The organism is Candidatus Symbiopectobacterium endolongispinus, assembly GCF_018777385.1.
Classification (GTDB): Bacteria; Pseudomonadota; Gammaproteobacteria; order Enterobacterales; family Enterobacteriaceae; genus Symbiopectobacterium; species Symbiopectobacterium endolongispinus.
On record NZ_JAFJYB010000002.1, the window covers coordinates 884,144 to 909,009 of the forward strand.

A 24,866-nucleotide genomic window follows, 5' to 3' on the forward strand; every position below is an offset into this window, starting at 1 on the left:
AGCGCCAATTGGAGCAATATGCCGTAGGCAACACACCGTATCGGCTACGCGCATTCATAACGACAGAAGCCAGCAGGCTTCGCAGCAGGAGAGTCCGGATGAGCAAATTTCTTGACCGGTTACGTTACTTTAAACAATTGGCCGAGCCCTTTGCAGATGGGCACGGTCAGACGCTCAATACCAACCGGGATTGGGAAGACGGTTACCGCAGCCGTTGGCAGCACTATAGAGTGGTACGCTCAACGCACGGCGTTAACTGCACTGGATCGTGCAGTTGGAAAATCTATGTGAGAAATGGTATGGCCACCAGGGAAACGCAGCAGACCGACTATCCTCGCACCCGCCCGGACCTGCCAAATCATGAACCGCGCGGCTGCCCGCGTGGTGCCAGTTACTCCTGGTATCTCTACAGCGCCAATCGCCTGAAATACCCGATTATGCGTAAGCGTCTTCTCAAACTATGGCGGGAAGCAAAACTGGCGTACTCCGATCCGGTCGATGCCTGGACTTCTATCGTGACCGGCCCGGAAAAAACCGCTTATTACAAGAAAATCCGTGGTCGCGGTGGCTTTGTGCGTTCTGACTGGAACGAGGTCAACGAACTGAGCGCGGCTTCCAACGTATACACCGCCAAAACCTTTGGACCCGACCGCATGATCGTCTTCTCGCCAATCCCGACGATGTCGATGGTGTCTTATGCGGCGGCGGGGGCGCTACCTCTCGCTGCTCGGCGGTGTCTGCCTGAGCTTCTACGACTGGTATTGTGATTTGCCGCCGGCGTCGCCACAAACCTGGGGCGAGCAGACCGACGTGCCGGAATCAGCCGACTGGTACAACTCGTCGTACATCATCGCCTGGGGTTCCAACGTGCCGCAAACGCGTACCTAGGATGCGCACTTTTTTGCCGAAGTGCGTTACAAGGGCACCAAAACCGTGGCCGTCACACCGGATTATGCGGAAATCGCCAAACTGTGTGACCAATGACTGGATCCGAAACAGGGTACCGCCAGCGCCATGGCGCTGGCGATGGGTCATGTGATCCTCAAAGAGTTTCATCTGGATAACCCGAGCCGCTATTTCACCGACTACGTGCGCCGCTATACCGACATGCCGATGCTGGTGTTGCTGGAACCGCGTGAAGCGGGCTACTACGCGGCAGGTCGCATGCTGCGCGCGTCCGATTTGCTGGACAATCTCGGTCAGAAGAATCACCCGCAGTGGAAAACGGTGGCAATTGATGAGATGAACAGACTGGCAATCTGACTGCGCCGCAAGGCTCCATTGGCTACCGTTGGGGCGATCAGGGCAAATGGAATCTGGAGCAGCGTGGCGGCGTCAGTGGCGAAGAAGTACAACTGCGCCTGAGTCTGCTGTGTGCGCATGATGAAGTGGCGGATGTTGGCTTCCCGTACTTTGGTGGACTACCGAGTGAGCACTTCAGCAGCGTTGCCCTTGACGAGGTATTACGTCATAAACTGCCGGTAAAACGCCTGACGCTGGCCGATACGCTCACCATCGGTACTAACGGCCAGATGCTCGCTGGCTCGACGCTGAATGCGAACGCGCAGCACATCGATAACCGGGATTTCTTGCAGGGCAATACATTGCTGATCGCTACGGAGGAGGTGCGCAATCAGGGAACGCTGTTGGGTAAAAAACAGTTTCAGCTTGATGCGGCCATCGGTTACTCTGGCAGTGCGCTCTCGGCGTTGCTGAGTGACGGGCAAGGCGATATCAATACCAAACAACTCCAACAGGATGGGGAAATTGCGGCTAAGCACCTGACGGTCAGCAGTGACACGCTGGATAACGGTGGGCGTCTGTTAGGCGTGGAACGATTAGACGTGACCAACGCGAGCACGTTGACCAACCGCGCGGGCGGTGAACGACTCAGCCATGGCGATGAGGTATTACGCAGTGGCAGCATCAATAACCTTGGACTGATGCAGGGCAATACGCTGCAATTACAGGCAGCGACGCTGGATAACGTCGCGCGCATTCAGGGAACACAATCCCTCACGCTGACTGGGTTAAGCCACTATCGTGGGCTACAAAACGGGCAACTGCTGAGTCTGGGTCGAGCCACCGTTGCCGCGCAGCAGATTGATAATGCGGGTTTGTGGCAAGCGGGTACGCTACAGATTGATGGCGACGCTCTGGAAAACAACGGGCTACTGGCCGGGCTCAACGGTATGACGCTCCAGGTTGATCAGTTGCGTAATCAGGGAGAGGTATTCTCACAAGGCAGCATCAACGGCACCGGCACGCGCTTTGATAACGCAGGCCTGTTGACCGGGCTGAGCGGTTTCGAATTCGCTACAGCGATCAAATCAATAACCTGAGCAATGCCCGTTTATTGAGCGGTGGTGACGGTGTACTGAACACCGGGCGCTTTAGCAATCTGGGACTCTGGCAGTCGGACAAGCTGCATCTAACCGCACAACAGGCGGAAAACCGGGCGCAACTGCTTGGGGTTAATAAGGTCGATATCACCCTGAGCGGGGATTTTGTTAACACCGGTACCGGTGAAGTGGCGAGCGGTGGCGCGCTGACGTTCGCGGCCAACGCGGTAGACAATGCGGGCACGGTTCAGGGGCAGCAACTGCTGCTCACTGCACAAGACGTTACGAATCAGGGCACGTTGCTCGGCTTAACCCAGTTGGCGCTGCATACACAGCGTTTGACCAACCTGCAAGGCGGTAAAATCTTCAGCGCGCAGGATCTGCTACTTGAAACCGCCGAGCTGAACCAACAGGGCCAACTGCTGGCGCTGGGTAATCTGGATGCCACCTTTACTGCGCCGCTGCTGTTTACCCAGCAGATGGCGGCGGGCAAACGTCTGTTGGTCACGGTTAACGGTGATTTCGATCAGCGCGGCACGATGCGGCTGCTGACGGACAGCCTCACCAACCGCCTCGGCACCATTCTGGCGGGCAAAGACTTGTGGATTCAGCGCGACGCGCAGGGCAGCGCTAACACCTCAGTCCTCAACAGATCCAGCACCATAGAAACGCAAAACGGCGATATCACCATTGTCACTGGCGACCTGACCAATCAGCGGGAAGGGTTTGTGGTGACGGAAAGTGTGACTAACACCGAAGGGCAAAATGTTGCGCCAACAGGGACATCAATATCTATTCGTACTGACGAGCTTAGAGACTATGGTTTTGGTTACTATATTGAGGATGTTTATAATAGTGAACCAGGGTCAAACGATACGCCTGGACCGGTATATTATCGCTATTGGCGCCCTGCTGTATCTTCAATTTATAATAAAAAGGAGTACTTAATATCTGAAAAAATTACTGCCATTGAATCTCCAAATGTGTCAGACTCAATTAGCTCAGCTTCGAATATATATAAATGCTAAAGTGACAAACAACTTTGCATCTGTTCTTAGTGCAAAGGGGAATATAAAAATAAACAGTGATACTGTAAACAATGCATCCTATCACGCAGGTCATTCCAAAGAGTTCGCTGTGTATAAATATACCGGTCCAGAACCAGTTTATTCATACAATGAGTTTAGATGGCAAATGGATTATAACGCTGATTATTGGAGCGATGTATGGGGTCCCTATACACGCGAGGATTTTGTAACCTTCACACTTCAAGGCACCCCAACCCTTGAAGTCACCAACGGCCAATCCTACAACGCCCTAATCCAGGCTGGCAGCACCATTTCCGCCAATGTGACGAATGATATCAGCAATACCACGGTGCAAGCGGGCAACGGCAATTATACGCCAACCGTAGTTGCCCCTACGCTGGCATCCACTCAAGCGCTTTCCGGCGTGCAGCAGCAAAATGCCAAAGCGCTGTCAGGAAAAACCACCTCAACCACCACATTGATCGATCTGCGCAGCGCACCGGGCAGTTCCGCCACGCTGTCGGATTCAAACGCCGCGGTGATGGCAGCCGGAAAAACATTGTCACTGACACCGGTCAGCCACATCACGCTGAATACTGACACACTCACAACCGGCAATAGCCAGCTCAGTGCCCCGCAGCAGGGTATCACCTCGCAAACGCTGACGCTGCAAGGGCCGGGACAGGCACAAACGGCGCAAATCGACGGCACGATTCAGCCGATGGCGGGTGACGTACTTAGCGCAACCGATACGCTGAGTAACGGACCAGCGGTGACTCATACCGACATTAATCTTGCGCAACCTAACGTCGTGGCAGTGTCATCGCAAACCAGTGCAACGCGGACGCCGATTGCGGTGGCGCAACCGGGCAGCGTCACCTTCGATCCGCTCAAGCCGCAGGTGGAAAACGTTTCAGGCACCGTCCCGTTGTCGCCAAACGCACTGCTTGCCGAAATCCAGAACGGGCTGCAAAACCTGAATAACAGCGCGCCAGTTGACTACCCACTACCGACTGGCGGCAATGGCCTGATGGTGCTCGATCCGGCCAGCGACAGCCGCTATCTGATCCACACCAATCCCAAACTGGACCAACTGGGGCAGGTGGATAATCAGTTGTTTAACGATCTCAATGCGCTACTTGGACAAAAACCGACGACCGTACCGCAGATTGAAACCTCCAGCCAATGGACACAAGCCGACAAGGTGCTGGGCTCGGAGTATCTGCTCGGCAAACTGAATCTGGATGCGGAACGGGATTACCGCTTTTTGGGCGATGTTGCCTTTGATACCCGCTATATCAGCAATGCGGTGTTGAGCCAAAGCGGCACTCGCTATCTCAACGGTATGGGCTCCGATCTGCAACAGATGCAATATCTGCTGGATAATGCCGCCAGCGCCCAACAGGCGCTGAACCTGACGCTGGGCGTGAGCCTGAGCGACGCGCAGGTAGCGCAACTGACGCGCAGTATCGTGTGGTGGGAAAACGTCGAGATCAATGGTCAAACGGTGCTGGCACTCAAGCTATATCTGGCGCAGGCGGATAAAACCAATGTTCAGGGCAGCACCATCGTCGCCAACACTCTCGATCTTAAAGCGGGCGGCAGCGTTACCAACAGCGGCACTCTCAACGCGGTGGAGCTATTGGCCATCGCCAGTGGCGATAAAATCGATAACCAACAGGGTGGCATCATCTCTTCCGATGGTGGGCTGAATCTGGTGGCGCTCAACAATATCACCAACACCGGCAGTCAGATAAAAGGCAACCAGGTGCAGTTGGTGAGCGTAAATGGCGATATCGTCAACGAGACAGTGACGCGCCAATGGCAAACCGCCGCCGGAAGCGGTGCGTTAACTTACACCGGATTGGGAAACACCGCCGCCATTAGCGCAGCGGCCAGCCGCAGCGGTGTTAATGCGATGCAGCGCACCAATCAGGGCATAAGTGCCGCCCAGTTGTTGAGCGGTGGTGACCTCTCGCTGAAAGCAGGACAAGACATCACAGCAGAAGCCGCCAGCCTCAACGCGAAAGGCAATGCGGCGCTGGCGGCAGGGCGGGATCTGAACCTGCTTTCTGAGGAAACGGAAACCTACAGCGCCAATAATTGGAAACGCCATGCCGACTGGAAGCGTTCCGAAAAACAAGAGAGCGCCACGATTACAGCGGCAGGCAATCTGGCGCTTAGTGCGGGCAATGATATCAATCTGCAAGCCGCACAAGGCACGGCCAGCGGCGCATTGACGGCGCAGGCAGGCAAAAACCTCAATCTGGTCTCTGCAACGGAAACTGAACACACCTTCTTTGAAGAAACCAAGGTCAAAAAGAAAACGTTTTCGAAAACGGTCACCCGCACGTTGCGAGAAACCGAGCAAACCAATGAGAAAGGCAGCTTGCTGTCCGGAGACAGCGTAACCCTTGCCTCCGGTCAGGATGTCAACCTGCAAGGCTCGGCTATTGCTGGGGATAAAAACGTCGCGATTGTGGCAGGGAATGACGTCAACACTGCCGCCAGCGTAGAAAACTACCTGAATTATCAAGAATACCAGAAGAAAAAGAGCGACCTTATCAGCAGCGGCGGCATTGGTTTCACCATTGGATCTACCTCGCTGAGCCAAAAAATGCGCGATCAGGCGGCGACGCAAAGTCAAAGCGTCAGCACCATCGGCAGTACCTCCGAATCGGTCGATATCAAAGCCGGGCAGCAGGTGCGTATTGAAGGCACGGATATTATGGCGAAAAAAGATATCCGGCTGGAAGGCAGCGACGTCAGTCTGCAACCAGGCTATGACCTGCGCAAACAGCAGCAGGAAACGGTGCAGAAGAGCAGTGGCATTACTATCGCACTTTCGGGTGTGGTCGGCTCAGCGCTCAACAGTGCAGTGCAAAGTATTCAGGCCGCCACACAGGAAAGCGATAGCCGTCTGACGCTGCTGCAAAGCATGAAGGCAGGGTTATCGGGCTATCAGGGCACCCAGTCGGATCTTAACAACAAAGGAGAAAGCGCATTTGTTGGCGTCAGCATCTCCCTTGGTGCGCAAACCTCGAAATCCAGCCAAAGCAGCGAACAGCAGCAAAGCTTTGGCACTACGCTCAATGCTGGCCAGGATGTGGCGATCACGGCGCGCAGCGGCGATGTGACGGTCGCGGGTAGTCAGGTCAAAGCACGGGGGAGATATTGCCCTTAATGCGGCGCAAGACGTCACACTGCTCTCTGCGCGCAACACGGAATCGATGGAGGGCAGCAACAAGAGCAGCGGCGGGGCCATCGGGGCCAGCATAGGTGTCGGCAACAGCGGTTTCGGTATCAGTATTTTCGCCAATGCCAACGTCTCGAAAGGACGGGAAACCGGCACGCTGGGCTGGACAACAAGGCGGACTTCAAGGTAGAACATTCGGGAGCGGGTATCAGTATGAGCCCGTCTATGCAGGGCAATATGCTCTCTTAGCTGGCGATGACGATGCCTTCGGCTCTGATGTCGCTTGGCAGCAACGGCAGTGCCTCGAGCACCACCTATGCTGCCGTCAGCGAGGGCAGCCTGCTGATCCGCGATAAGGCGAACCAGCAGCAGGATGTGACCACGCTGAGTCATGACGTGGAACACGCCAACAATGCCCTTAGTCCGATCTTTAACAAAGAGAAAGAGCAATAACGCCTGCGCCAGGCCCAACTTATTGGGGAAATTGGCGGTCAGGTGATGGATATTGTGCGCACGGACAGTGAGCAGCGCGCACTGAAAGCGGCAGAGGATTCAGGAAAAGCGAGGCCGCGCCCGGCAGAGGGTGCCAACGATACGGATAAAGATAAGGAATGGGCCGCGTACAAGGTCAAACTGGCGGATACACAAAGCTACAAAGACGTGATGAAGCAATACGGCGTTGGCAGCAGTTTCCAACAGGCGGCGCAGGCCGCGACGGCGGCAATACAGGCACTGGCGGGTGGCGATATCAAGCAGGCGATAGCCGGTGGTGCCGCGCCGTATCTGGCGCAGTTGGTGAAAGAAGCCACGCTGCCGGCCAAAGGCGAACCCACTCCTGAGCAAAAAGCCGCCAACCTGATGGGCCACGCCGTCGTCGGTGCCGTAGTGGCACAGCTTTCCGGCAAGGATGCGGGGGCGGGTGCACTGGGTGCGGCGAGCGGTGCGCAGGCGGGACGGAATGCAGTTGAGAATAATGCGCTCAGCCTTCGGTCTGGCCTTATGAATTACGGCCAGACTGTTGCATCCTGGAACCAGTATGCGTTGGATCACAATCTGACACCGGAACAAACTCAAGAAGGATTGAATCGAATTGCTATTGGAGAAGGGCCTTCTTGGGGGGCAGAGTATAAAGTTAAACCATAATAAAAGGTGAAGCGGCCGGAGGCGCAGGGGCCGGTTATTACTTTGATACGAGTATAGACCCATACCAGATTTCAGCTAATCGTGGAGAAACATTAGCTGTCGATGGACGTATCTCCGGGCAAGTGGGTATTCAGTTTGGACCATATTTCCCAGGGACGATTGACTCCCAAAGGAATAGTTCCGTAGGCTTAGGGATTGGAATCATTTCTAGCGAAATACCTTATGGAAAAGATGGGGTTGTCTTTAGTCTTGGAGTAGGACCAGCATGGGGATGGAGCGGTATATCAACCAATATTTCCTGTGGAAAAGTAGATGTTAATGGTTCTTCTGGAACTGAATTCTATAATTATGACTTTAACCAGGATAAAGCAAAATGAGCCATGACATCATCACGATTATAATATCAATGGTAATATTTTTTATGTCATTCTATCACTATGCTAGAAGTACCAAACTTCCCCTTAACCCCCCAGTAGGTATGAACGAGTATTTTAGTGTTATATTTTTTCTCAGAAAGGGGCCCCCAGCTTATTTTTGGGGCGAATAGCATTACTTATTGGATTTCCACTGTCATATACCCTTAAGTTTATTAGGGATGGAGAGGGGGCGGTTTACTTCTCATTGATAGTGATAACGTGGTTTATCGCTTTATATTGTTATAAATATGCTAACCGTTTCAATGAGGTAGTTGATGAGCAGAAAGGGTTTTTTAGTATACTCCTAACGGGAAAAACTTATGGGATAGCTGGTACTTTATTATGGTTGCTCCGTATTTTATACATTGCATCAGTAATATATGTTTTCTTATATAGATAATATTATTATTTTTGAGAGGTTTATTGTTGGGAATAATTATCTTAGGGATAAGGACATATCACTAGCTTAACTGAAAAGTACATGAACGTGAAGACAGATGCGGAGAAAGAACAGCTTCTCACCGACCCTAAAAAGCTGGATGCAGCGCAGCAGGCGAAGGCTCAACAGGTATCTCAGTTAATGAACAGAAAGCAGAGCTTGCCAACCTGAAAGCGCTGTAAGTGCCGGGTACTGAGGGTCGACCGCAGAGGTTGGTATGCCTGGCGTTGTCGCCGCCATCAGGTCAAATCGCGTCAGCGGTTCCGGCTTGTCTGCGATGATGCCGTCATCGAGGCATTCAATAATGCCAAACAGCGGTACGATGTCCTGCGACTGGCTGATGAACTACCGGGATATAACGTGAAAACCATTGCTACCAGTCTGCGCCGCCAAGGCTGCGGGCAAAAGCCGCCCGGAAGTTCAGTCCGGTCAGCTACCGGGAGTAGGGGCTGCCTGTGTCTGAAAATCTGCTAAAGCAAGATTTTATCGCCAGCGGCCGAATCAAAAATGGGTAGGAGCACTTTCCCCATACTGACGATGTCAATATGAGTATACAAGGCCAATTCCCAGAACACCCGCCCATCGCTGTTTTGAAGCCAACCTAAGCCCTACACTGCATAAAAGACGGCACGCCGCAAAACGGCGGTATACTAAGCTACCTGGAGCATAATGAGCGTTACTTTTCAGCTTATCCAAAGTGTGAAAAAACGTACAAGGAGTTTCAATGAATTGGCAGCATGTGTTCTTTTCGGCGGCGGTTGCGCTGGTCGTGGCAAGCATTCTCACGTGGATGAGGAAAAAACAATGGATTGGTAAGGCTATGGGGGTTGTTATCTTCGTTGCTGTGATCATCGGGTGGAATGTGATTGATTCGGCGTACCTGATGCCGGATAAATCACGTTCGCTGGAATTGCAATATGCGGAAGCATCAATGGCGAAACTGCCAATTTTTCAAATCATTAAGCAATATGCGCCGGATACCTATCAGACCCTCAAGGAAAAAGTGGTTGATGCTAAAGCCGAGGGTAAAGATCTTCAGCAGGCGATCGATCTGGTGCAGGCTGACTCATCGGCCTTTTTGCTGTCCCGTCTTTATTCTGTGCCTGATGATAAGGTTATCACCACGCTGAAAGTGATGCTCGAACAAGGTGAGAATATTCAACAACAGAGCGATGAGGCCTGTTTCAAATTTTTCTTTCCTTTTGTCAGCGGTGGGGTGAACCCGTTGGCGCTGAATTCGACTGAGCTTATTCAGCGTCGAATGCATGCCGACAGTGAATTAGTGGCGGCGTCGTATACCTCCCCCCGCGCCGCCGCACAAGCGTTACAACCGGTAATACAGCGACTGTATGGACAATATGGTGCTGATTTGCAAATGATTGCTGATCCCGCGGCAAAACAGGTTGATCGCAAAAAGGCCTGTGATATTACATTACAGCTGTATCGCCACATTCTCGCACTGCCGCCACAACACGCTGCGGAGGTAATCCGTAGTGTGCTTACCAACTAAACCTGTTTACCCGAGGAAAACCCCGGTGCAAGACGCGTCAAATCTCAAATCCAGGCGCGACTTCTTTTACCTGGCAGGCGTCGGGCTTTGGCGTGCCAGTGGGTATCGCTGTGCAATCAGGTTTAAACGGGTTCAGGGCATCACGGTTGAGATAAAGCAGTAACAACACGATGGCGATCAGCAGGCATTTTTTAGTCATAAGCAGGCTATTTCATTAAATAATGCAACACGTATTACCGTGCCTGAAACGGGCAGGGGTTACACTGTGCCTGACGGAAATACGGGTCAGATCACAGCCGATGAGGAACGCACAGTGTAAAGGCTTTTATTCACGCTGTCTTCCCGAAGTTCCCGCACCATACCGGAGGTAATATGACTGTCGAGAAACTGCGTTTTGCCGCACTACAGTTAGAGCACAACCATATCTATGATATGTGCAGCCATCTGATTGGCGCAGGCGCGGAGCTGGTTGCGGTGTACAATCCTGATCCGATTAAGTGTGAACGTTTTGCCGCGCGTTTTCCTGATGTAGCGCTGGCTAGCAGTGTTGACGCGATTCTGACAAACCCAGCTATTCATCTGGTCGCTAGCGCGGCGGTGCCTGATGAACGCGCCGATCTGGGTCTGCGTGTCATGGCAGCAGGTAAAGACTATTTTACCGACAAACCGCCGCTGACCACGCTGGCACAGTTGGATGTGGTAAAAACCGCTGTGGCACAGACCGGACGCAAATATGCCGTTTATTTTAATGAGCATGTGGTGGTGGACAGTGTGTTGTACGCAGGTGAACTGGTGCGACAGGGGGCGATAGGGCGGGCTCTCCAGACCATCGGCGTTGGGCCGCATCGCGAACGCGGTGCACGTCCTGATTGGTTTTACCAGCGCCAACGCTACGGCGGCATTTTATGCGATATTTGTATTCATCAAATTGAGCAGTTTCTTTATTTTACTGGCAATACGGCAGCGAGCGTGATTGCCAGTCAGGTGGCCAACTACCAGCACCCGCACGCGCCTGAGTTCTAGGATTTTGGCGATGCCATGCTGCGCGGTGAAAATGGTGCCACAGGTTATTTTCGCTGCGACTGGTTTACGCCGGACGGACTCAGCGCTTGGGGGGGATGGGCGTCTTACCATTTTGGGCACCGAAGGGTATATTGAACTGCGTAAATATGTGGATATCACCCGCGGTGAAAGTAACATTCTCTATCTGGTGAATGCGGTGAAAGTAACATTCTCTATCTGGTGAATAAGGATGGCGAACAGCGCATTGCGACGGCGGGCAACGTCGAGCGGCGTTTTTTCCACGAATTTGTGCTGGATTACCTAAACCGCACCGAAAACGCCATGACACAGCACTGGGTGTTCACCGTGACCGAATTGGCTCTACGCGCTCAGCGCATGGCCGCCGTGGGGGAACATCAGCCTGCACCCTGGACGGGAAAAACCGTGCTGATACGTAACAGTGCGAGCGATCCACTGTTGTCGGGTACGCCGCAGGATGTCACCGACTATTGGCAACGTCTTAGCCTTGGCGATCTGACCGTGGTGGACACGACAGGCGATCATTTTAGTTGCATCACGCAGCAACACGCCGCGTCTCTGGCTGACTGTATCGCACGGCATGCACGCCCGGAGGAGGCACTGTGAAGCGGTTTTGCATCGCGATTCTGGGGGCGACAGGCAGTATCGGACGAGAAGTTACCCACTGGCTAGGCGCGGCAGGATACTCATTACGTCTCGGAGCCATACAGTCCGAGGCACTGCAAACGCTAGCACAGCGGGTCAACGCGCAGGCTCAGGTGGTCGATCTCTATCAGCAAGAGGAACTGGATGCCTTTTGTAAGGGGTGTGCACTGGTGGTGAACTGTGCGGGACCGCCCTACCTGGTGCTCGATCGGGTTGCGCGCAGTGCCGCACAGGCTGGTGCACATTATATCGATGTATCCGGTGATGCACCGGTATGGCATTTGCTGCAACAAACTCCGACCAGCGCGCGGGACTGGACCGCAGTGCTCTCGGCTGGCATGTTGCCGGGATTGGCCAATTTGATGCCTGACTGGCTGGGAGTGCAGCCTGATGATGCCATTACTGTTTACAGCGGCGGGCGTGAAAGCGTACGCGGTGCGGCAGCCTGGGATCTGGTGCTGTAGGTCAACAATCAGTACGGTACGATGGCGGCCAGTAGCTACTGGTATGGCGAAGCGAGCGCCTTCTGGGTCAAGGGGGAGCCGCATTTACGCCAGCTACCGACAGAATTGCGCCATGATTTGGCGCATTTCCCCGGTGAAGTAACGCTGCTTCCGTTTCTCAGTAGCGATGCCGAGCGTCTGGCTTTACGTCATCAATTGCGCGAGTTGCGCTGGTATAACGTGTTTAGCGGCAGCTTCTTGCGTGAGACGCTGACCGGTTTACGCGGTTGGGTCAACAGTGCTGAACGCTTGGCACAGGCAGTGGCACAGGTTGAACAGGCCAGCGAGTTCGATCTGCTGGGGCACTCACCGTATTACCGACTGGTGTTCGATCTTATCCCCCACCACACACCGCGCCGCTGCGCGGTGATCTCCACCGACAGCAGCGGTGCGTTGACAGCCGCCGTTATGGTGAGCACGGTGAATGCGTTATTGCGCGGTGATATTGCCCAAGGCTTGCATTTCGCGGATGACGTCCTGATGGCGACACAAACTTTTAACGACGTTGTCCGTCTGCATCCGGGCACGCAGATTCGCCAATACCTGCCTGATGAACGCCTCGAAGAGGGAAAGCTATGACCAGCAAAATGAAGGCCGTCGTGTGCGGCACCGCATTTGGCCGTTTTTATCTTCGCGCATTGGTGATACACTCGGACATAGAACTGGTCGGGATTCTGTCGCGCGGCTCTGAAGCTTCGGCACGCTGTGCGTGTGAGCTGGGTATCGCGCATTATCACGCGGTGGATGCGCTTCCGGATAAGGTGACGCTGGCCTGCGTGGTGGTACGCGCAGAGGTGTCCGGCGGTAGCGGTGCGGAGATCGCGTGTGCGCTTCTGCGCCGTGGAATCCACGTTTTGCAGGAACATCCACTGCATCCTGATGAACTGGCACACTGCTTTCGTACTGCGCATCAGTATGGTGTGCGCTATGACGTCAATGCGTTTTATCCCCATGTGCGTGCAGTTGCGCTTTTCTTGCAGGCCGCGGCGTTGCTGCGCAAGCAACAACCGATCGCTTATCTGGAGGGGGATGTGGCGCACAAGTACTGTATCCCTGGCTGGATATGGCGGCGCTGGGGCGTCTGCAACCTTGTCGACTGACGCTGGCGCAGCCTGCTCAGAGCGGCCCCAGATATCGGCGGTGTCCCGGTCACGCTGCGCGTGCAAAACCAGATCCATCCAGGGGATGCCGATAACCATGCGTTTTTGATGCATCGGATGACGCTAGCTACAGAGAGCGGCGTTCTGACGTTGGCGGATACGCACGGTCCAGCCCTGTGGCAGCCGCGCTTGCACACTCACCGCGATGCCACGCACCGTCTGGTGTTGGACGGACCGGGCACAGAACGCTTGGCGGCGCTGAGCAGGAGCACCTTTCCTGGCAGTGAGCCTGACACCTTTCGCGTGGTGTTCGATACCCAATGGCCACAGGCGATCAATCGGGCGCTGGATGCCTTCATCGCCAGTATCGGAAATCCAGCGTTGGCTCAGAGCCAATCCGCCTGGACATTGAGCGTCACGCGCAGTTGGCACCATATTTCAACCCTGCTTGGCCCCCCCGCGCTGATTGAACCCGCTACGCCACCTGAGGTGGCGCTGTGCCAGCAACCGTGCCAACAGGAGGCCGAATGACACGTCATTTCTTGCGTTTTTTTTCTCCCCCCTTGGCGTCGCAACCGCTGCTGGTTTGCCTGCCATATGCCGGGGGTGGGGCCAGCGCATTTCGCGCCTGGGCAACGCTGTTTGATACGCAGATCGCCGTGGCTGCCGTGCAATATCCAGGACGAGAAGATCGTTTTACTGAAGCGACTATCGATGACATGTCACGCTTGCTGGCCACGCTGATGACTGAGTTGCAACGCGATATTGCGACGCGACCCCATGCATTGCTGAGGCACAGCATGGGCGGTGCGATTGCGCATGAGCTGGCGGTCCAGTTGGAAGCGCAGGGCATGCCGCCGCGGCATCTGTTTATCTCTGGTCGGCAACCGCCCCGTTATCACCCGCGCGCCAGCGTGGTTCATCGCAGCAGTGACAGCGATATTCTGGCTGAACTGCATCGTTTGAATCCGCGCAACAACGCGCTGGCGGAGTCGCCGGAATTGGCGGCGCTGCTGGTGCCTATTATCCGGAGTGACTATCGCTTGATCGAAAATTATCGACCTCATAACACGCCTGTGATTGGCTGCCCGATTGATGTACTTGCCGGACGGGACGATCCCGATCTTCCCACCGATCAAGCCTGTGCCTGGGCCGATTACACCTCAGCATAGTGTCAGGTGCATATTTTCCCCGGTGACCATTTCTTTATCAATCAGCAACACGATGTGGTGGTTGACACCGTGCAGCAGGTGTTTCTCTCCTCGCTCACCCCTTGTACAAAAGGATAAACGATGGACGATTTCTACTCACCCGTAGCGGAATATTATGACCTGGTGGCCAGAACACATTCAGAAGGCGATACCGTGTTGCGGGAACGCCTTGCGGCCACCACCTTAAATGGTGAACCGATCCTGGATCTCGGGGCGGGAACCTGGCGCACGGTCGCAGCCATTGCCGATAGCGTGCCACAGTGTGACATTTTGGCAGTGGAGCCGGCACCAGCCATGCGCGCCGTGTTGATGCACCGTGTTATCAACGATCCGCAGTTGCGTCAGCGCGTGACCGTGGTCGCTGAACCCGTGGATCAACTGCACCTGCCGGAAAAACTGGGCGCAGTGGTGGCCTATGGCGTATTGGGGCATCTGTGCCGGGAAAAGCGTCAGCAGCTGTGGCAGCTACTGTTACCGCGCCTGTCGGCTGGCGCACCGATTTTTGTTGAATTACTGCCTCTGGAAAAACCGATCGTGCTGCCCGCCTTTCCGCTAGCTTGTGAAACGGTAGGTAAACGGCATTACACCGCATCATTGCAAGGCGAACCGGGGCCAGACGATACTATGCTGCTGACGTCCTGCTGGACGGTACGCGGCGTGCCATGCCCGGCGCAGGTGATTCGTAATCAGAGCGTCTGGCACACATTTAGTCTGGCGGAACTTGCGCAGGAAGCGGGGTTGCGCGCAGAACGTCTCACCGCTCAGGTCGGGGTGCTTTATGCATAATAATGATACGCAGGATGCTTATCTGACCGATACCCGTTTGCACGATACCGATGCTCGGCGATTGCCGCCAACGCTTGCCTGGCCGCCGGATGTCGCCCAGCACTATCAGGATGTGGGCTACTGGCAAGCGGATACGCTATCCACCCATATTATCCGTTGGCAACAAGCCTACAGTGAACACATTGCCTTGATTGCCGAAGGGCACGCCTGGCCCTATTGGAAACTGATTGGTCAGGGCAGGCGTTTTGCCACCATGCTCAGTCAACATGGGGTCTCTCCCGGTGACACGGTGTTGGTGCAGTTGCCGAATGGCGCTGATTTCGCCGTTGCCCTGTTTGCTTTATTGCTGATTGGTGCTGTGCCGGTACTGGTCGTGCCGACACTGTGTACCAAAACGGTACTTCAGGTGGCGGCGCAGGCTGGCGCCCGACGTTACCTGGGGAGCGCTCGTCTTTGCCAGAGCGAAAACGATGCGTTGACTACACAACTGGCTCAATACGGGTGTCGTACACTTTTCAGTGGCAAAACGGATCGCTTTTGTTTTTGCCAGGAGACGATGATCGCTGTACCACCGCCCGGGGATGAGGCGGGCAACATTGCGCTGCTGTTGCTGTCAGGCGGAACGACCGGCATACCGAAACTGATCCCGCGCACCCACGCCGATTATGGTTATAACTTTCAGCGCTGTGCCGAACTGTGCGCGTTGAGCTAGCGGGATCGCTATTTGGCGGCTTTGCCGATGGCGCACAATTTTTCGTTGGCGTGTCCCGGCGCGTTAGGGGTGTGGTCGCGCGGCGGTTGCGCGGTGGTTCCTGCCACGCCAGCACCGGAAGATGCTTTCGCAGCAATTGCCAGTTTTGGTATCACACTCACCGCATTGGTGCCGTCGTTAAGCCAATGCTGGCTGGAAGCACTGGACAGTGAGCTTCCTGATTTACGGTCGCTGCGTCTGATTCAGGTGGGCGGTGCCAAACTGGATTCCATTCGGGCTGGCGCGATGCTGAATCGTTTCGGATGCCAATTACAACAAGTGTTTGGTATGGCGGAGGGGCTGATCACCGCGACCAGGCTGGGCGATACGCCACACACCATCCTTACCACGCAGGGACGGCCGTTGTGTGAGAATGACGATATTCGTATTGTGGACCCCGCTGGGGTTGCCGTTTCCCCCGGTAACGCGGGTGAGCTATGGGTGCGCGTACCCTATACGATTCGAGGGTATTTCCGCGCTGGTCCCTCAGGTGGGCAGTCGTTCACGTCTGAGGGGTTTTACCGTAGCGGCGATCGGGTCCGACGTTTACCGGATGGCAATCTTTGCGTCGAAGGGCGCATCAAGGAAACTATCAACCGCCACGTTGAGTCCGTGGGGGCGGGGGACATAGAGGATGCGTTGCGCATGCACCCTGATGTGCGTGACGTGGCCGTTGTGGCCGGCTTGGATGAAACGGTGCATGCGGTGGTAGTCGCCAAACGTTCACTGCTGTTGGCGGATTTGTGTGCTTTTTTGGAACAACAGGGCGTGCCCACATCTCGATGGCCCGACGCGTTGAGCGTGGTAAAAGCATTGCCGCTTACCCCAATGGGAAAAATCAATAAACAGGCACTAACGGCGCGCATTCTCGGTCGTGTAAGGGAACAGGTAAAGGAACAACCATGATGGGATATCACAGTAGACGGCATCTGATTTTGCCTGAGGCTCAAACACTGCCAGTCATCGCAGAACTGCTCAACCAACTGAAAGGGGAAGACCATTATGTCTACGAGCGTCAATCCTGCTGGTATCTCGCGTTAGGGCAACGAGCATCGTTAACCGTTGATGCCGCTGGCGAGCAGGCGACCACCATTACCGATAACGGCATCAATACCACACGCGTCAAGGGATCGCCTGCGGAGTATGCCCGTCGCTTTCAAGCGGCACATGGCGGTGAAAATCTGCGCATCTATGGCGAAGCGGGGTTTCACTATGCGCTTTGTGTTCAGGAACACGCATACAAACCGGGGCGCTGGCCGGTGTTGAACCTGATTGTCCCGCGTGAGGAGCTGATTTTTTGCGATAACGGCGTCACCGTGTTAGCGGAGTATGCACTGCGTTGTCGGCAGTTGTCTGATTGGATATTGAGCGCCGTTGCCGTGGCGAAACGTCGAGGAGGGGATGCCCGGCTGGCGCACGTTGCCGAACTCGCCTGCGATCAGGGCGATTACTGCCAGCGTGTATGCCAGGCGATTGAAGAAATTAACGATGCTCACTACAGCAAGGTGATCCTGGCGCGAGCCATGCCTCTGAAACAATCGGTGGATATGGCAGCAACGCTGCTGCGTGGACGCCAGGCCAATACGCCGGTACGCACGTTTTTATTGCGGCAGGGAGAGCGGGAAGCCGTCGGTTTTTGTCCTGAGTTGGTGATGTCCGTCGAGCAGGACAAGGTGAGTACCGACACGCTGGCGGGCACCTGCGTAAAGCATCAGGATGCCGCGCCGCCAAACGCATTGCTGAACCATTCCTTAAGCGACGACAAAGAGATTGTTGAGCACGTCATGTCAGTCAGAGCGGCGGTAGAGGAAATGCGAGGGCTGTGCCAGCAGGAGAGTGTAGTTATCAATGATTTAATGTCGGTACGTCAGCGCGGCAACGTGCAACACCTCGGATCGCGCGTTAGCGGTGAATTGGGCTTCGGGAAGGATGCATGGGACGCTTTTGATGCCCTGTTTCCCGCGATAACCGCCACGGGCGTGCCGAAACGTGCCGCGCTGTCGGCAATTGCCCGACTTGAATCATCCCCACGTGAACTCTACTCCGGTGCCATACTCTGGTTAGACGGCAAAGCGCATTTTGAAGCGGCACTGGTGCTGCGCTCTGCGTTTCAGGATAGCCATCAGCGTTGGTTACAGGCTGGGGCCGGGGTGATTGCCCAGTCATCACCTATACGTGAATTCACTGAAACTCAGGAAAAGTTGGACAGTATTGCGCCTTATCTGGTCTATCCAGCAAAAAACGCGGTAAGGATGCAACATCAATGGACTGGAGGAAGGGTTACATGTCATCAGTACAACACCTCTCATCGCTAAAACAATTAAGCGATTTGGCACGTCATTGGGACTATGAATGTGAAATGGTCGCGGCAGAAAAAAGCCCGACCCATGAGGTCGCGTTAGAAGGTACGCTGCGGGCCGTGACGTTGCCGTATGGGATCGATCTTTGCCTTAACGACATCACTACCCGCGAAGAAGATTATCGCAGTGCCACGCTTAAACAGTGCCTGACCATTCTGTTGACTCTGTACGGGGACACGCCAAATTATTATCTGGATGATGGCCGTATGCTGGTGATGGAACTTGGCGTGGCCAAAGTGATTGCCACTCGCAGCCCGCTCCGCATCTGGTGCCGCAATCCGCGCGGCCATCATAGCCGTAGTATGGTTATTCAGGCGGCACCACGGTGTATTGTTGATGGTGAATTGGCACAGCAGATTGAACGCTTGCTACAGCATGAAGGTATTTACAGTTTTATGGTTCCGCATCACACCCTGACGTTGGCTGACAGCCTGTTTACTCTGTGCGGTAGTTGCGTGCCTGGACGTTTGCATATTCATAGCTGCGTGTTGGATCTGTTGGCGCAGGGTCTACGCGCCGTAGAACAGACGCCGTCCTTGATGCCATACACCGTACCCTGTCGGGATACGGTGCGCATTCTAAAAGTCCGCGACAAACTGCTCGCCCAGTTGGATAACAATCACTGCCTGTGCGATTTGGCGCGTGAAGCCGGAATCAGCATCAGTGCGCTCAAAAGCAAATTTACTGCGGTGATGGGGCAATCCGTGTTTTCTTTCTTGCGGGAGCAGCGGCTGATGCGTGCGCGAAAAGGGTTGGAATCAGAAGGGTGGACAGTGAAACAGGCTGCTTATTATGTTGGCTATCAACATCCCAGCAATTTCTCTACCGCTTACCGTCGCAAGTTTGGTCGTTGCCCCCGTGATGCGCTCAACGCCTGATTCTGGCTCCCGTCACAGCTATTTTGGCTTTTATCATAGTTAAGTTCGCTGGGGTGGCATCGGACCTCCCCCTACACTCTTCGCACCGAAAATAATTATCATTTCGTTTTTTTGCTGCGTTGAGGGATGGACATGCTGAACAACAAGTACTCCTGTCACAAGCGAGTCATGTACCCGCTGTGCGCGTGCGCCGGGTATATGGTGATGATGTATGTGGCAGTGGCAGCAATGCCAGCCGATACTGTGCAACCCGCTACGGCGTCGGAAGATGGCAGCGTTGTGTGGGTGAATGCCCGCAAAATCAAAGAAGATCCCCGGCGTGTGCCGCTCAGTTTGAGCGTGTTTGACAAACAAACGCTCGAAGACCTCCGTGTCGATGATATTGCCCGGCTGATCCGTGAAGTGCCGAACATAGGCATGAGCGCGCTGGGCGATGGGCGCTCCACGCATCTCTCCATGCGGGGTGTGGGAACGTTGGCGCAGCCCCTTGGGCACGATGACACCTCGGTAGTCACCTATATTGATGGCGTACCGCAGCCGCTGTTTGGTTCTGATTTACGTTTTCTCGACGTTGAACGTATCGAAGTACTGCGCGGGCCGCAGGGCACCGTGTTTGGGCGCAATGCCAAGGCTGGAGCCATCAATATCATTACGCGTCAACCGAGCGATGATACCCAGCACACGCTGCGTGCGGAAGGCGCGCTGGAGCGGCGTTCCCAGAATATCGGGCAGTTGACGCTTTCTGGCCCGCTGCGTGACGGCACGCTGAAAGGCAGTTTTTCTGCTGCCTATGCCGATCAGGGTGGTGATGTGCGCAATCAGGTCGGAGGATGGATGGGGCGGGAGCAGAATGGTGCAATGCGCACTACGTTGCTGGCAACCCCCGATGACATCACCCAACTAGTGCTCGCGCTAAGCTATGGGCGTGATCGTCTGACACCGTCCAATTTCGTGTTGCAAGGTACGCCGAACTTTCCCATCGTTGCGCTGGACCCCAAAGGCTGGGCACATCGAGAAACAGGGGCACTGTCGCTAACCGCCAATCGCACGCTTCGTACCCTGCAAGTGACGTCGGTTACCGCCTTCAATCGCTATGATTTCGACAACCTGACTAACAATTCCGAAGCCCTTACCTATGGAACCTGGTTTAACCAGCCCAGCGCAGCATTTTTACCGGCACTTGACTGGAGTACCTATGACGAAAAACAGCGCAGCTTCTATCAGGAGCTGCGGATGAGCAGCCTGGGTAAGGCCCGAGTGGGGTGGGTCGGCGGCATGAATTACCTGCACGACGACTATCGCCTGATGAACGACTACACCACGACCTCGATGTTGGCACCGAGCAACGCCAGTTCAATGATCAATGGAATACGCAACAACCATTATCAAACGGACAGCTACACGCTGTTTGGCGAACTGACCACCGCGCTGACGGAAAACGAAAAATTAAAAGGCGCACTGGGATTACGTTACACCCACGACAGTGAAGGGTATCACGCGCATTTTCAAAATAATGGTCACCGGGGTAACTTTGCCGCTTTCGATCAGCAAGGAAGATTGCAATATGACATGGTGACCGGACGTGCCGCACTACACTATCAACTGACACGCGATGCCATGCTGTATACCAGCGTGGCGCGCGGTGCCAAAAGTGGATGGTTCCCCAACTTCACCAATAATGCCCCCAATGGCATGCGGGATGACCCCTATCAGGCGTCTTCGTCGTGGAGTTATGAGGTCGGAAGCAAGAATAGTGTCGCTGGTGGGAGTGGTGAATGGAATCTGGCGCTGTTTTACAACCAGGTGCGAAACGAGCACCTGTTTGCCAAAGAAAAGAATTCGATGGTCTTTACACCACAATCTATCGATACCGCAAGCTATGGCGCGGAGTTGGACGGAGGATGGCAAGTGGCAGAGCACTGGCGGTTTGGCGGTGGCGTCGGATTCACCCATGCAGAACTGCGTAATGTGTCTACCAGCATGGCTGATAAAACCGGAGCGCGTGATGGTTATCGTGTTCCTGCCGTTCCCCGTTTTATCGCCTCGATGACCTTGGCCTATTACGACTCAGCAGCTGAGTTGGGGATCCTTGACGCCAATGTGTTTGCACTGGCACAGCACCAGTTTATCGATCAGCGTGAGGCGAATGTTAATAACAACTTTACGCTGCTCGCTTATCGCCAGATCAATCTCAGGGCGGGGTTAGAGTTTCCGTCATTGGATGTGTACCTGTTTGCGCAAAATCTGACGAATGAGCGGCCCCAGTATACCGGTATAAGTTATATGCCCGGCGTGAACGTGGTCACTGTGGGACACGGGCGAGTGATCGGTGCCGGAATGAAAGTACACATGTAGCTGTTGTGCCGCACGGTGCGGCGTACGCTGGCATTATCAGGATTCAGGATTAGGATGAGAAAACAGAGAATAATACTGCGGGTTGTTGTACTTCTTGCTCTGCTGGTTGCAGCCGTTGGGTTCTTTTGGAGACATAGTGACGTCGCTGATACCACGCGTGATGACAAAACGCTACGTATGGCCATGCTCGGCAGTCAAAATGAGACGCTGGAGTATGGTCAGGCACAAACCTACTTTCCGTGGGCGGTGATGGGAAACGTGTGTGATGTGCTGGTTCGGTGGCGCAATGGGCGGCTGGAGTACCAGTTGGCTACGGCCATCGAACCGAATGAGGATGCCACGCGCTGGACGATACGCTTGCGCTCCGATGTTTATTTCTCTGACGGCAGTCGCTTATCGGCAACCGACGTGTTAACCAGCCTACAGCAGTTGTCGCAGTCCATCGATTTTGGCAGTTTTTTTCAGGACGTTGATTTTACGCAGAGTGCCGCAACGGGGACATTGACGCTGAAATTACAACTGCGACATCTGCGCGCCGATCTGGTACCCGCGGTGCTGGCTGCAGCCAGCATGGTGTGGAAAGCCAGTCCGCAGGCCGGCGATTTCCCGGTGTGCAGCGGTCCCTGGCAGGTGAGTCTTTTTGACAGTATCAACGGTGCCGAGCTCACGCGTAATCCGTATGCTTGGCAGCCAGCCGTGTACTTTGAGCGCATCGTCATTCGCCCCTTGGCCGATGCGGCGGCGCGTGTCAATGCTTTGTTGAGCGGTGCCGCCGATTATGCGTTTGATATCCCCGTGAGCAGTGCGCGCATGTTGAACGGACAGCCCAAATATCGTGTGCTACGCAGCGGTATCGCCGGTGCCAGCGCCTTCTATTTTTCCATGAACACGCGTATTCCGCCCTTTAACGATGTCGAAGTGCGTCAGGCACTGAAGGCACTGGTTAATCGCCAACAGTTAGTGGATGTGGTGCTGGAATGGTATGGTTATCCGGGTAACGATCTGTTTGGTCAGGGTTTGCCCGGTGGGAATACGTTAGCCTGGCCGATTAAACACGATGTCGAGGCGGCTCGTCAGGTATTTGCGCAAAAAGGCATTACCACATTGACTCTGGTGACGGCCGATTTGACCCCCAGGGCTTAACAACGCCGCCGAGCTGCTGCGCCAGCAGTTGGCGGAGATTGGCGTTACGTTGACGCTGGTGCGGCTTAATCCGGCAGACTATCTCAGTGATATTCGGCGACTCCATCAAACACCGTTAATGGCGATGTTTGCGCTCAATTGCCCCTTTGTCGCCGCGCTACCCGTGCTGTTCGGCGACAATAATCCGTATAACTACGGGGGGGTGGTATCCCTCCACTATGGCAGAGCGAGTAGCCCGCCTGCGCGCTACGCCCGAACCGTCGTTGCAGCAACCGCTGTTGCAACAATTGCAAAGGCAAGTCATGCATGACGGGCCCTATCTGGTGTGGGGGTACCGGGATCAATTGTCGGCGGCGGTTGCTGACTTGCAGGGTGTGGAATTAAGTCATGGTGTACCGCTGTTTGCCGATGCTGACTGGATAAAAGGCTCGCTGGCAAATGGTCGTTAATCTGAAGCGATTCTGCCTGCTGCGTGTGTTGACCACGCTGTTTTCGCTGTGGCTGGTGAGCATACTGACGTTTTACGCGGTGGCAACCGCACCCGGTGACGCGGTGAACAGGGCACTGGGCGAGCGTGCAACCCCATCATCGCTGGCCTACTGGCGTCATCAATATGGGCTGGATAAACCGATAATGGAGCGCTATCTGAGCTGGTTCAAGGGCTCGTTAAGCGGTGAATGGGGCCGTTCGTTGATGAGCCAGAGGCCCGTTACCGACGTGATGCTGCCCGCCATGAAACGCAGCGCGACGCTGGCAGCCTGTGCAGCCGTTGTCATGTTGTTGCTGGGCTTCACCGGGGGGATTGTCGCGGCACTCTGTCACAAGGCATGGCCCGATCGATGGTTATCTACGCTGGCCTTGGCTGGGCTGAGTATCCCTGAATTTGTGATTGCCACACTGCTCATTCTGATCTTTGGGGGTATTGCCTGCGGTATATCTGCTGGCAGATATACCGCCAGTATCGCCGAGCAGGTGCGTAATCTGGTGCTGCCCGCATTGACATTAGGGCTGGTTGCCGGGTGTTACCTGCTGCGGATGGTGCGCGTTACGCTGTTGCAGCAGGTTCAGGCGCTGTGGTTCATCAATGCCCGATTAAACGGTGTGACGACGGGTGCACTGTTGCGCGACTATTTATTGCCGAACTCGGCGTCTTCGCTTATCCCGATTGTGGCTGTCATCCTCCCTTATCTGTTGAGCAGGGCGATCTTGGTTGAGCGTCTGTTTGACTACCCCGGACTTGGCAGTATGTGGGTTGATGCGTTTAATGCCCGAGACGGCGCATTACTTCAGGCGATTGTGATGCTGCTGGCGCTGAATACTGCTGTGTACTGGCTGATGGCGGATATCCTTTCCACCTTGATAGCGCGGCGTAGAACGGCATGAAAACGGTGTTGTTGGTAATGTTGTGCGTTTTGTTCGCGCCATTTTTAGCACCTTATGATCCGACGCGTAGCGTAGGATTGCCGTGGCAAGCGCCGGATGCGCTGTTTTGGTGTGGAACCGATGCGCTGGGGCGCGATGTGCTAAGCCGTGCTTTGCACGGCGATGTTGCTATGCTGCTGTTTTCGTTGATGGCAACAGTGGCTGCGTCCATTGTCGGGCTTGTCATGGGGTTGATGCTGTTGATGTTGCCCGATCGAGGATATCCATTGACGGCACTGTTAGACAGTATCCTGATGTTGCCGCCGTTATTGATCGTGATGATGACCTATTACGCACTCGGACCCTCACCACTAACACTGCTATTCGCCATCATACTGCTGAACGCGCCTTTTACCGCACGTTTTATCCGCGCGTTGGCTGAGCCAATGCTGGACAGTGATTACTTTATGGTGGCCCGTGCTGCCGGCGATTCTACTGGCCTGTTGCTTCGACGTGAAATCCTGCCGGGGGTATACCCAGCGCTGTTGGGAGATGGGGCAACGCTGCTTACGGGAGCGTTTTATCTGTTTTCCGCGGCCAGCTTTCTTGGGATCAATGCAGTCGGGCAGAGGAATGACTGAGCCAGTATGGTCCGCG

The 24,866-nt window shown here is 54.8% G+C and carries 23 protein-coding genes and 4 pseudogenes; 26 read left to right on the forward strand and 1 reads right to left on the reverse strand.

Annotated elements, in window-relative coordinates; genetic code table 11:
- Positions 1–98: 98 nt before the first annotated feature.
- The 10 genes and pseudogenes from JZM30_RS11030 to JZM30_RS11070 all read left to right on the forward strand — a co-directional run.
- Positions 99–1,514 (forward strand): annotated as a pseudogene (locus tag JZM30_RS11030) (molybdopterin-dependent oxidoreductase); the annotation flags it as partial.
- A gap of 842 nt (positions 1,515–2,356) precedes the next feature.
- Positions 2,357–3,370 (forward strand): hypothetical protein, encoded by a 1,014-nt coding sequence (locus JZM30_RS11035; RefSeq protein ID WP_252318713.1) that lies wholly within the window; start codon positions 2,357–2,359, stop codon positions 3,368–3,370.
- Between the two features lie 166 nt (positions 3,371–3,536).
- Positions 3,537–6,554, forward strand: a complete 3,018-nt coding sequence (locus tag JZM30_RS11040) for a hemagglutinin repeat-containing protein (RefSeq protein ID WP_252318714.1) — start codon at positions 3,537–3,539, stop codon at positions 6,552–6,554.
- A gap of 19 nt (positions 6,555–6,573) precedes the next feature.
- Positions 6,574–6,756 (forward strand): hemagglutinin repeat-containing protein, encoded by a 183-nt coding sequence (locus JZM30_RS11045; RefSeq protein WP_252318836.1) that lies wholly within the window; start codon positions 6,574–6,576, stop codon positions 6,754–6,756.
- Positions 6,757–6,827: 71 nt separating this feature from the next.
- Positions 6,828–7,019: a hypothetical protein gene (locus tag JZM30_RS11050; RefSeq protein ID WP_252318715.1), complete on the forward strand. Its 192-nt coding sequence runs from the start codon at positions 6,828–6,830 to the stop codon at positions 7,017–7,019.
- Positions 7,020–7,061: 42 nt separating this feature from the next.
- Positions 7,062–7,709 (forward strand): hypothetical protein, encoded by a 648-nt coding sequence (locus JZM30_RS11055; RefSeq protein ID WP_252318716.1) that lies wholly within the window; start codon positions 7,062–7,064, stop codon positions 7,707–7,709.
- Positions 7,710–7,762: 53 nt separating this feature from the next.
- Positions 7,763–8,086, forward strand: coding sequence for a polymorphic toxin type 25 domain-containing protein (locus tag JZM30_RS11060; protein ID WP_252318837.1), 324 nt, complete (start codon positions 7,763–7,765; stop codon positions 8,084–8,086).
- A 520-nt stretch (positions 8,087–8,606) separates the two neighbouring features.
- A complete protein-coding gene (locus tag JZM30_RS23605) occupies positions 8,607–8,735 on the forward strand; it encodes a hypothetical protein (RefSeq protein ID WP_286673530.1) in 129 nt (42 codons plus the stop codon).
- A 3-nt stretch (positions 8,736–8,738) separates the two neighbouring features.
- A pseudogene (locus tag JZM30_RS11065) lies at positions 8,739–9,090 on the forward strand (IS3 family transposase); the annotation flags it as partial.
- A gap of 198 nt (positions 9,091–9,288) precedes the next feature.
- Positions 9,289–10,074 (forward strand): hypothetical protein, encoded by a 786-nt coding sequence (locus JZM30_RS11070; protein ID WP_252318717.1) that lies wholly within the window; start codon positions 9,289–9,291, stop codon positions 10,072–10,074.
- A gap of 37 nt (positions 10,075–10,111) precedes the next feature.
- On the opposite strand, the gene JZM30_RS11075 is transcribed toward JZM30_RS11070, so the two are convergent.
- Positions 10,112–10,273 (reverse strand): hypothetical protein, encoded by a 162-nt coding sequence (locus tag JZM30_RS11075; RefSeq protein ID WP_252318718.1) that lies wholly within the window; start codon positions 10,271–10,273, stop codon positions 10,112–10,114.
- A 173-nt stretch (positions 10,274–10,446) separates the two neighbouring features.
- Here JZM30_RS11075 and JZM30_RS11080 point away from each other — a divergent pair.
- The 16 genes and pseudogenes from JZM30_RS11080 to JZM30_RS11155 all read left to right on the forward strand — a co-directional run.
- Positions 10,447–11,478, forward strand: a pseudogene (locus JZM30_RS11080) (Gfo/Idh/MocA family protein); the annotation flags it as partial.
- Between the two features lie 239 nt (positions 11,479–11,717).
- Positions 11,718–12,224: a saccharopine dehydrogenase NADP-binding domain-containing protein gene (locus tag JZM30_RS11085; RefSeq protein WP_252318719.1), complete on the forward strand. Its 507-nt coding sequence runs from the start codon at positions 11,718–11,720 to the stop codon at positions 12,222–12,224.
- Between the two features lie 21 nt (positions 12,225–12,245).
- Positions 12,246–12,842: a hypothetical protein gene (locus tag JZM30_RS11090; RefSeq protein ID WP_252318720.1), complete on the forward strand. Its 597-nt coding sequence runs from the start codon at positions 12,246–12,248 to the stop codon at positions 12,840–12,842.
- The gene (locus JZM30_RS11095; protein WP_252318721.1) at positions 12,839–13,363 is read left to right on the forward strand and encodes a Gfo/Idh/MocA family oxidoreductase; all 525 of its coding nucleotides are present in this window, start codon (positions 12,839–12,841) and stop codon (positions 13,361–13,363) included. The genes JZM30_RS11090 and JZM30_RS11095 overlap by 4 nt, the downstream gene beginning before the upstream one ends.
- Positions 13,364–13,396: 33 nt before the next feature.
- The gene (locus JZM30_RS11100) at positions 13,397–13,894 is read left to right on the forward strand and encodes a hypothetical protein (protein WP_368858838.1); all 498 of its coding nucleotides are present in this window, start codon (positions 13,397–13,399) and stop codon (positions 13,892–13,894) included.
- Positions 13,891–14,535, forward strand: a complete 645-nt coding sequence (locus JZM30_RS11105) for a thioesterase II family protein (RefSeq protein WP_252318723.1) — start codon at positions 13,891–13,893, stop codon at positions 14,533–14,535. Before JZM30_RS11100 ends, JZM30_RS11105 begins: the two co-directional genes overlap by 4 nt.
- A gap of 120 nt (positions 14,536–14,655) precedes the next feature.
- Positions 14,656–15,360: a class I SAM-dependent methyltransferase gene (locus tag JZM30_RS11110; protein WP_252318724.1), complete on the forward strand. Its 705-nt coding sequence runs from the start codon at positions 14,656–14,658 to the stop codon at positions 15,358–15,360.
- A pseudogene (locus JZM30_RS11115) lies at positions 15,353–16,573 on the forward strand (AMP-binding protein); the annotation flags it as partial. The gene JZM30_RS11110 and the pseudogene JZM30_RS11115, both read left to right, overlap by 8 nt.
- A 150-nt stretch (positions 16,574–16,723) precedes the next feature.
- Positions 16,724–17,017: an AMP-binding enzyme gene (locus tag JZM30_RS23930; RefSeq protein WP_291830835.1), complete on the forward strand. Its 294-nt coding sequence runs from the start codon at positions 16,724–16,726 to the stop codon at positions 17,015–17,017.
- Positions 17,017–18,426, forward strand: a complete 1,410-nt coding sequence (locus JZM30_RS11125) for a salicylate synthase (protein WP_286673569.1) — start codon at positions 17,017–17,019, stop codon at positions 18,424–18,426. The genes JZM30_RS23930 and JZM30_RS11125 overlap by 1 nt, the downstream gene beginning before the upstream one ends.
- Complete coding sequence (locus tag JZM30_RS11130; RefSeq protein ID WP_252318725.1) at positions 18,396–19,349, forward strand: helix-turn-helix transcriptional regulator; 954 nt, start codon at positions 18,396–18,398, stop codon at positions 19,347–19,349. Before JZM30_RS11125 ends, JZM30_RS11130 begins: the two co-directional genes overlap by 31 nt.
- Positions 19,350–19,481: 132 nt before the next feature.
- Complete coding sequence (locus JZM30_RS11135; protein WP_252318726.1) at positions 19,482–21,704, forward strand: TonB-dependent receptor; 2,223 nt, start codon at positions 19,482–19,484, stop codon at positions 21,702–21,704.
- 54 nt (positions 21,705–21,758) lie between these two features.
- Positions 21,759–22,847, forward strand: coding sequence for an ABC transporter substrate-binding protein (locus tag JZM30_RS11140; protein ID WP_252318727.1), 1,089 nt, complete (start codon positions 21,759–21,761; stop codon positions 22,845–22,847).
- Positions 22,848–23,065: 218 nt separating this feature from the next.
- Positions 23,066–23,296 carry a hypothetical protein gene (locus JZM30_RS11145; protein ID WP_252318728.1) on the forward strand — a complete coding sequence of 77 codons (231 nt, stop codon included), beginning with the start codon at positions 23,066–23,068 and terminating at the stop codon, positions 23,294–23,296.
- A complete protein-coding gene (locus tag JZM30_RS11150; protein ID WP_252318729.1) occupies positions 23,286–24,230 on the forward strand; it encodes an ABC transporter permease in 945 nt (314 codons plus the stop codon). The genes JZM30_RS11145 and JZM30_RS11150 overlap by 11 nt, the downstream gene beginning before the upstream one ends.
- Positions 24,227–24,850: an ABC transporter permease gene (locus JZM30_RS11155; protein ID WP_252318730.1), complete on the forward strand. Its 624-nt coding sequence runs from the start codon at positions 24,227–24,229 to the stop codon at positions 24,848–24,850. The genes JZM30_RS11150 and JZM30_RS11155 overlap by 4 nt, the downstream gene beginning before the upstream one ends.
- Positions 24,851–24,866 lie beyond the last annotated feature (16 nt).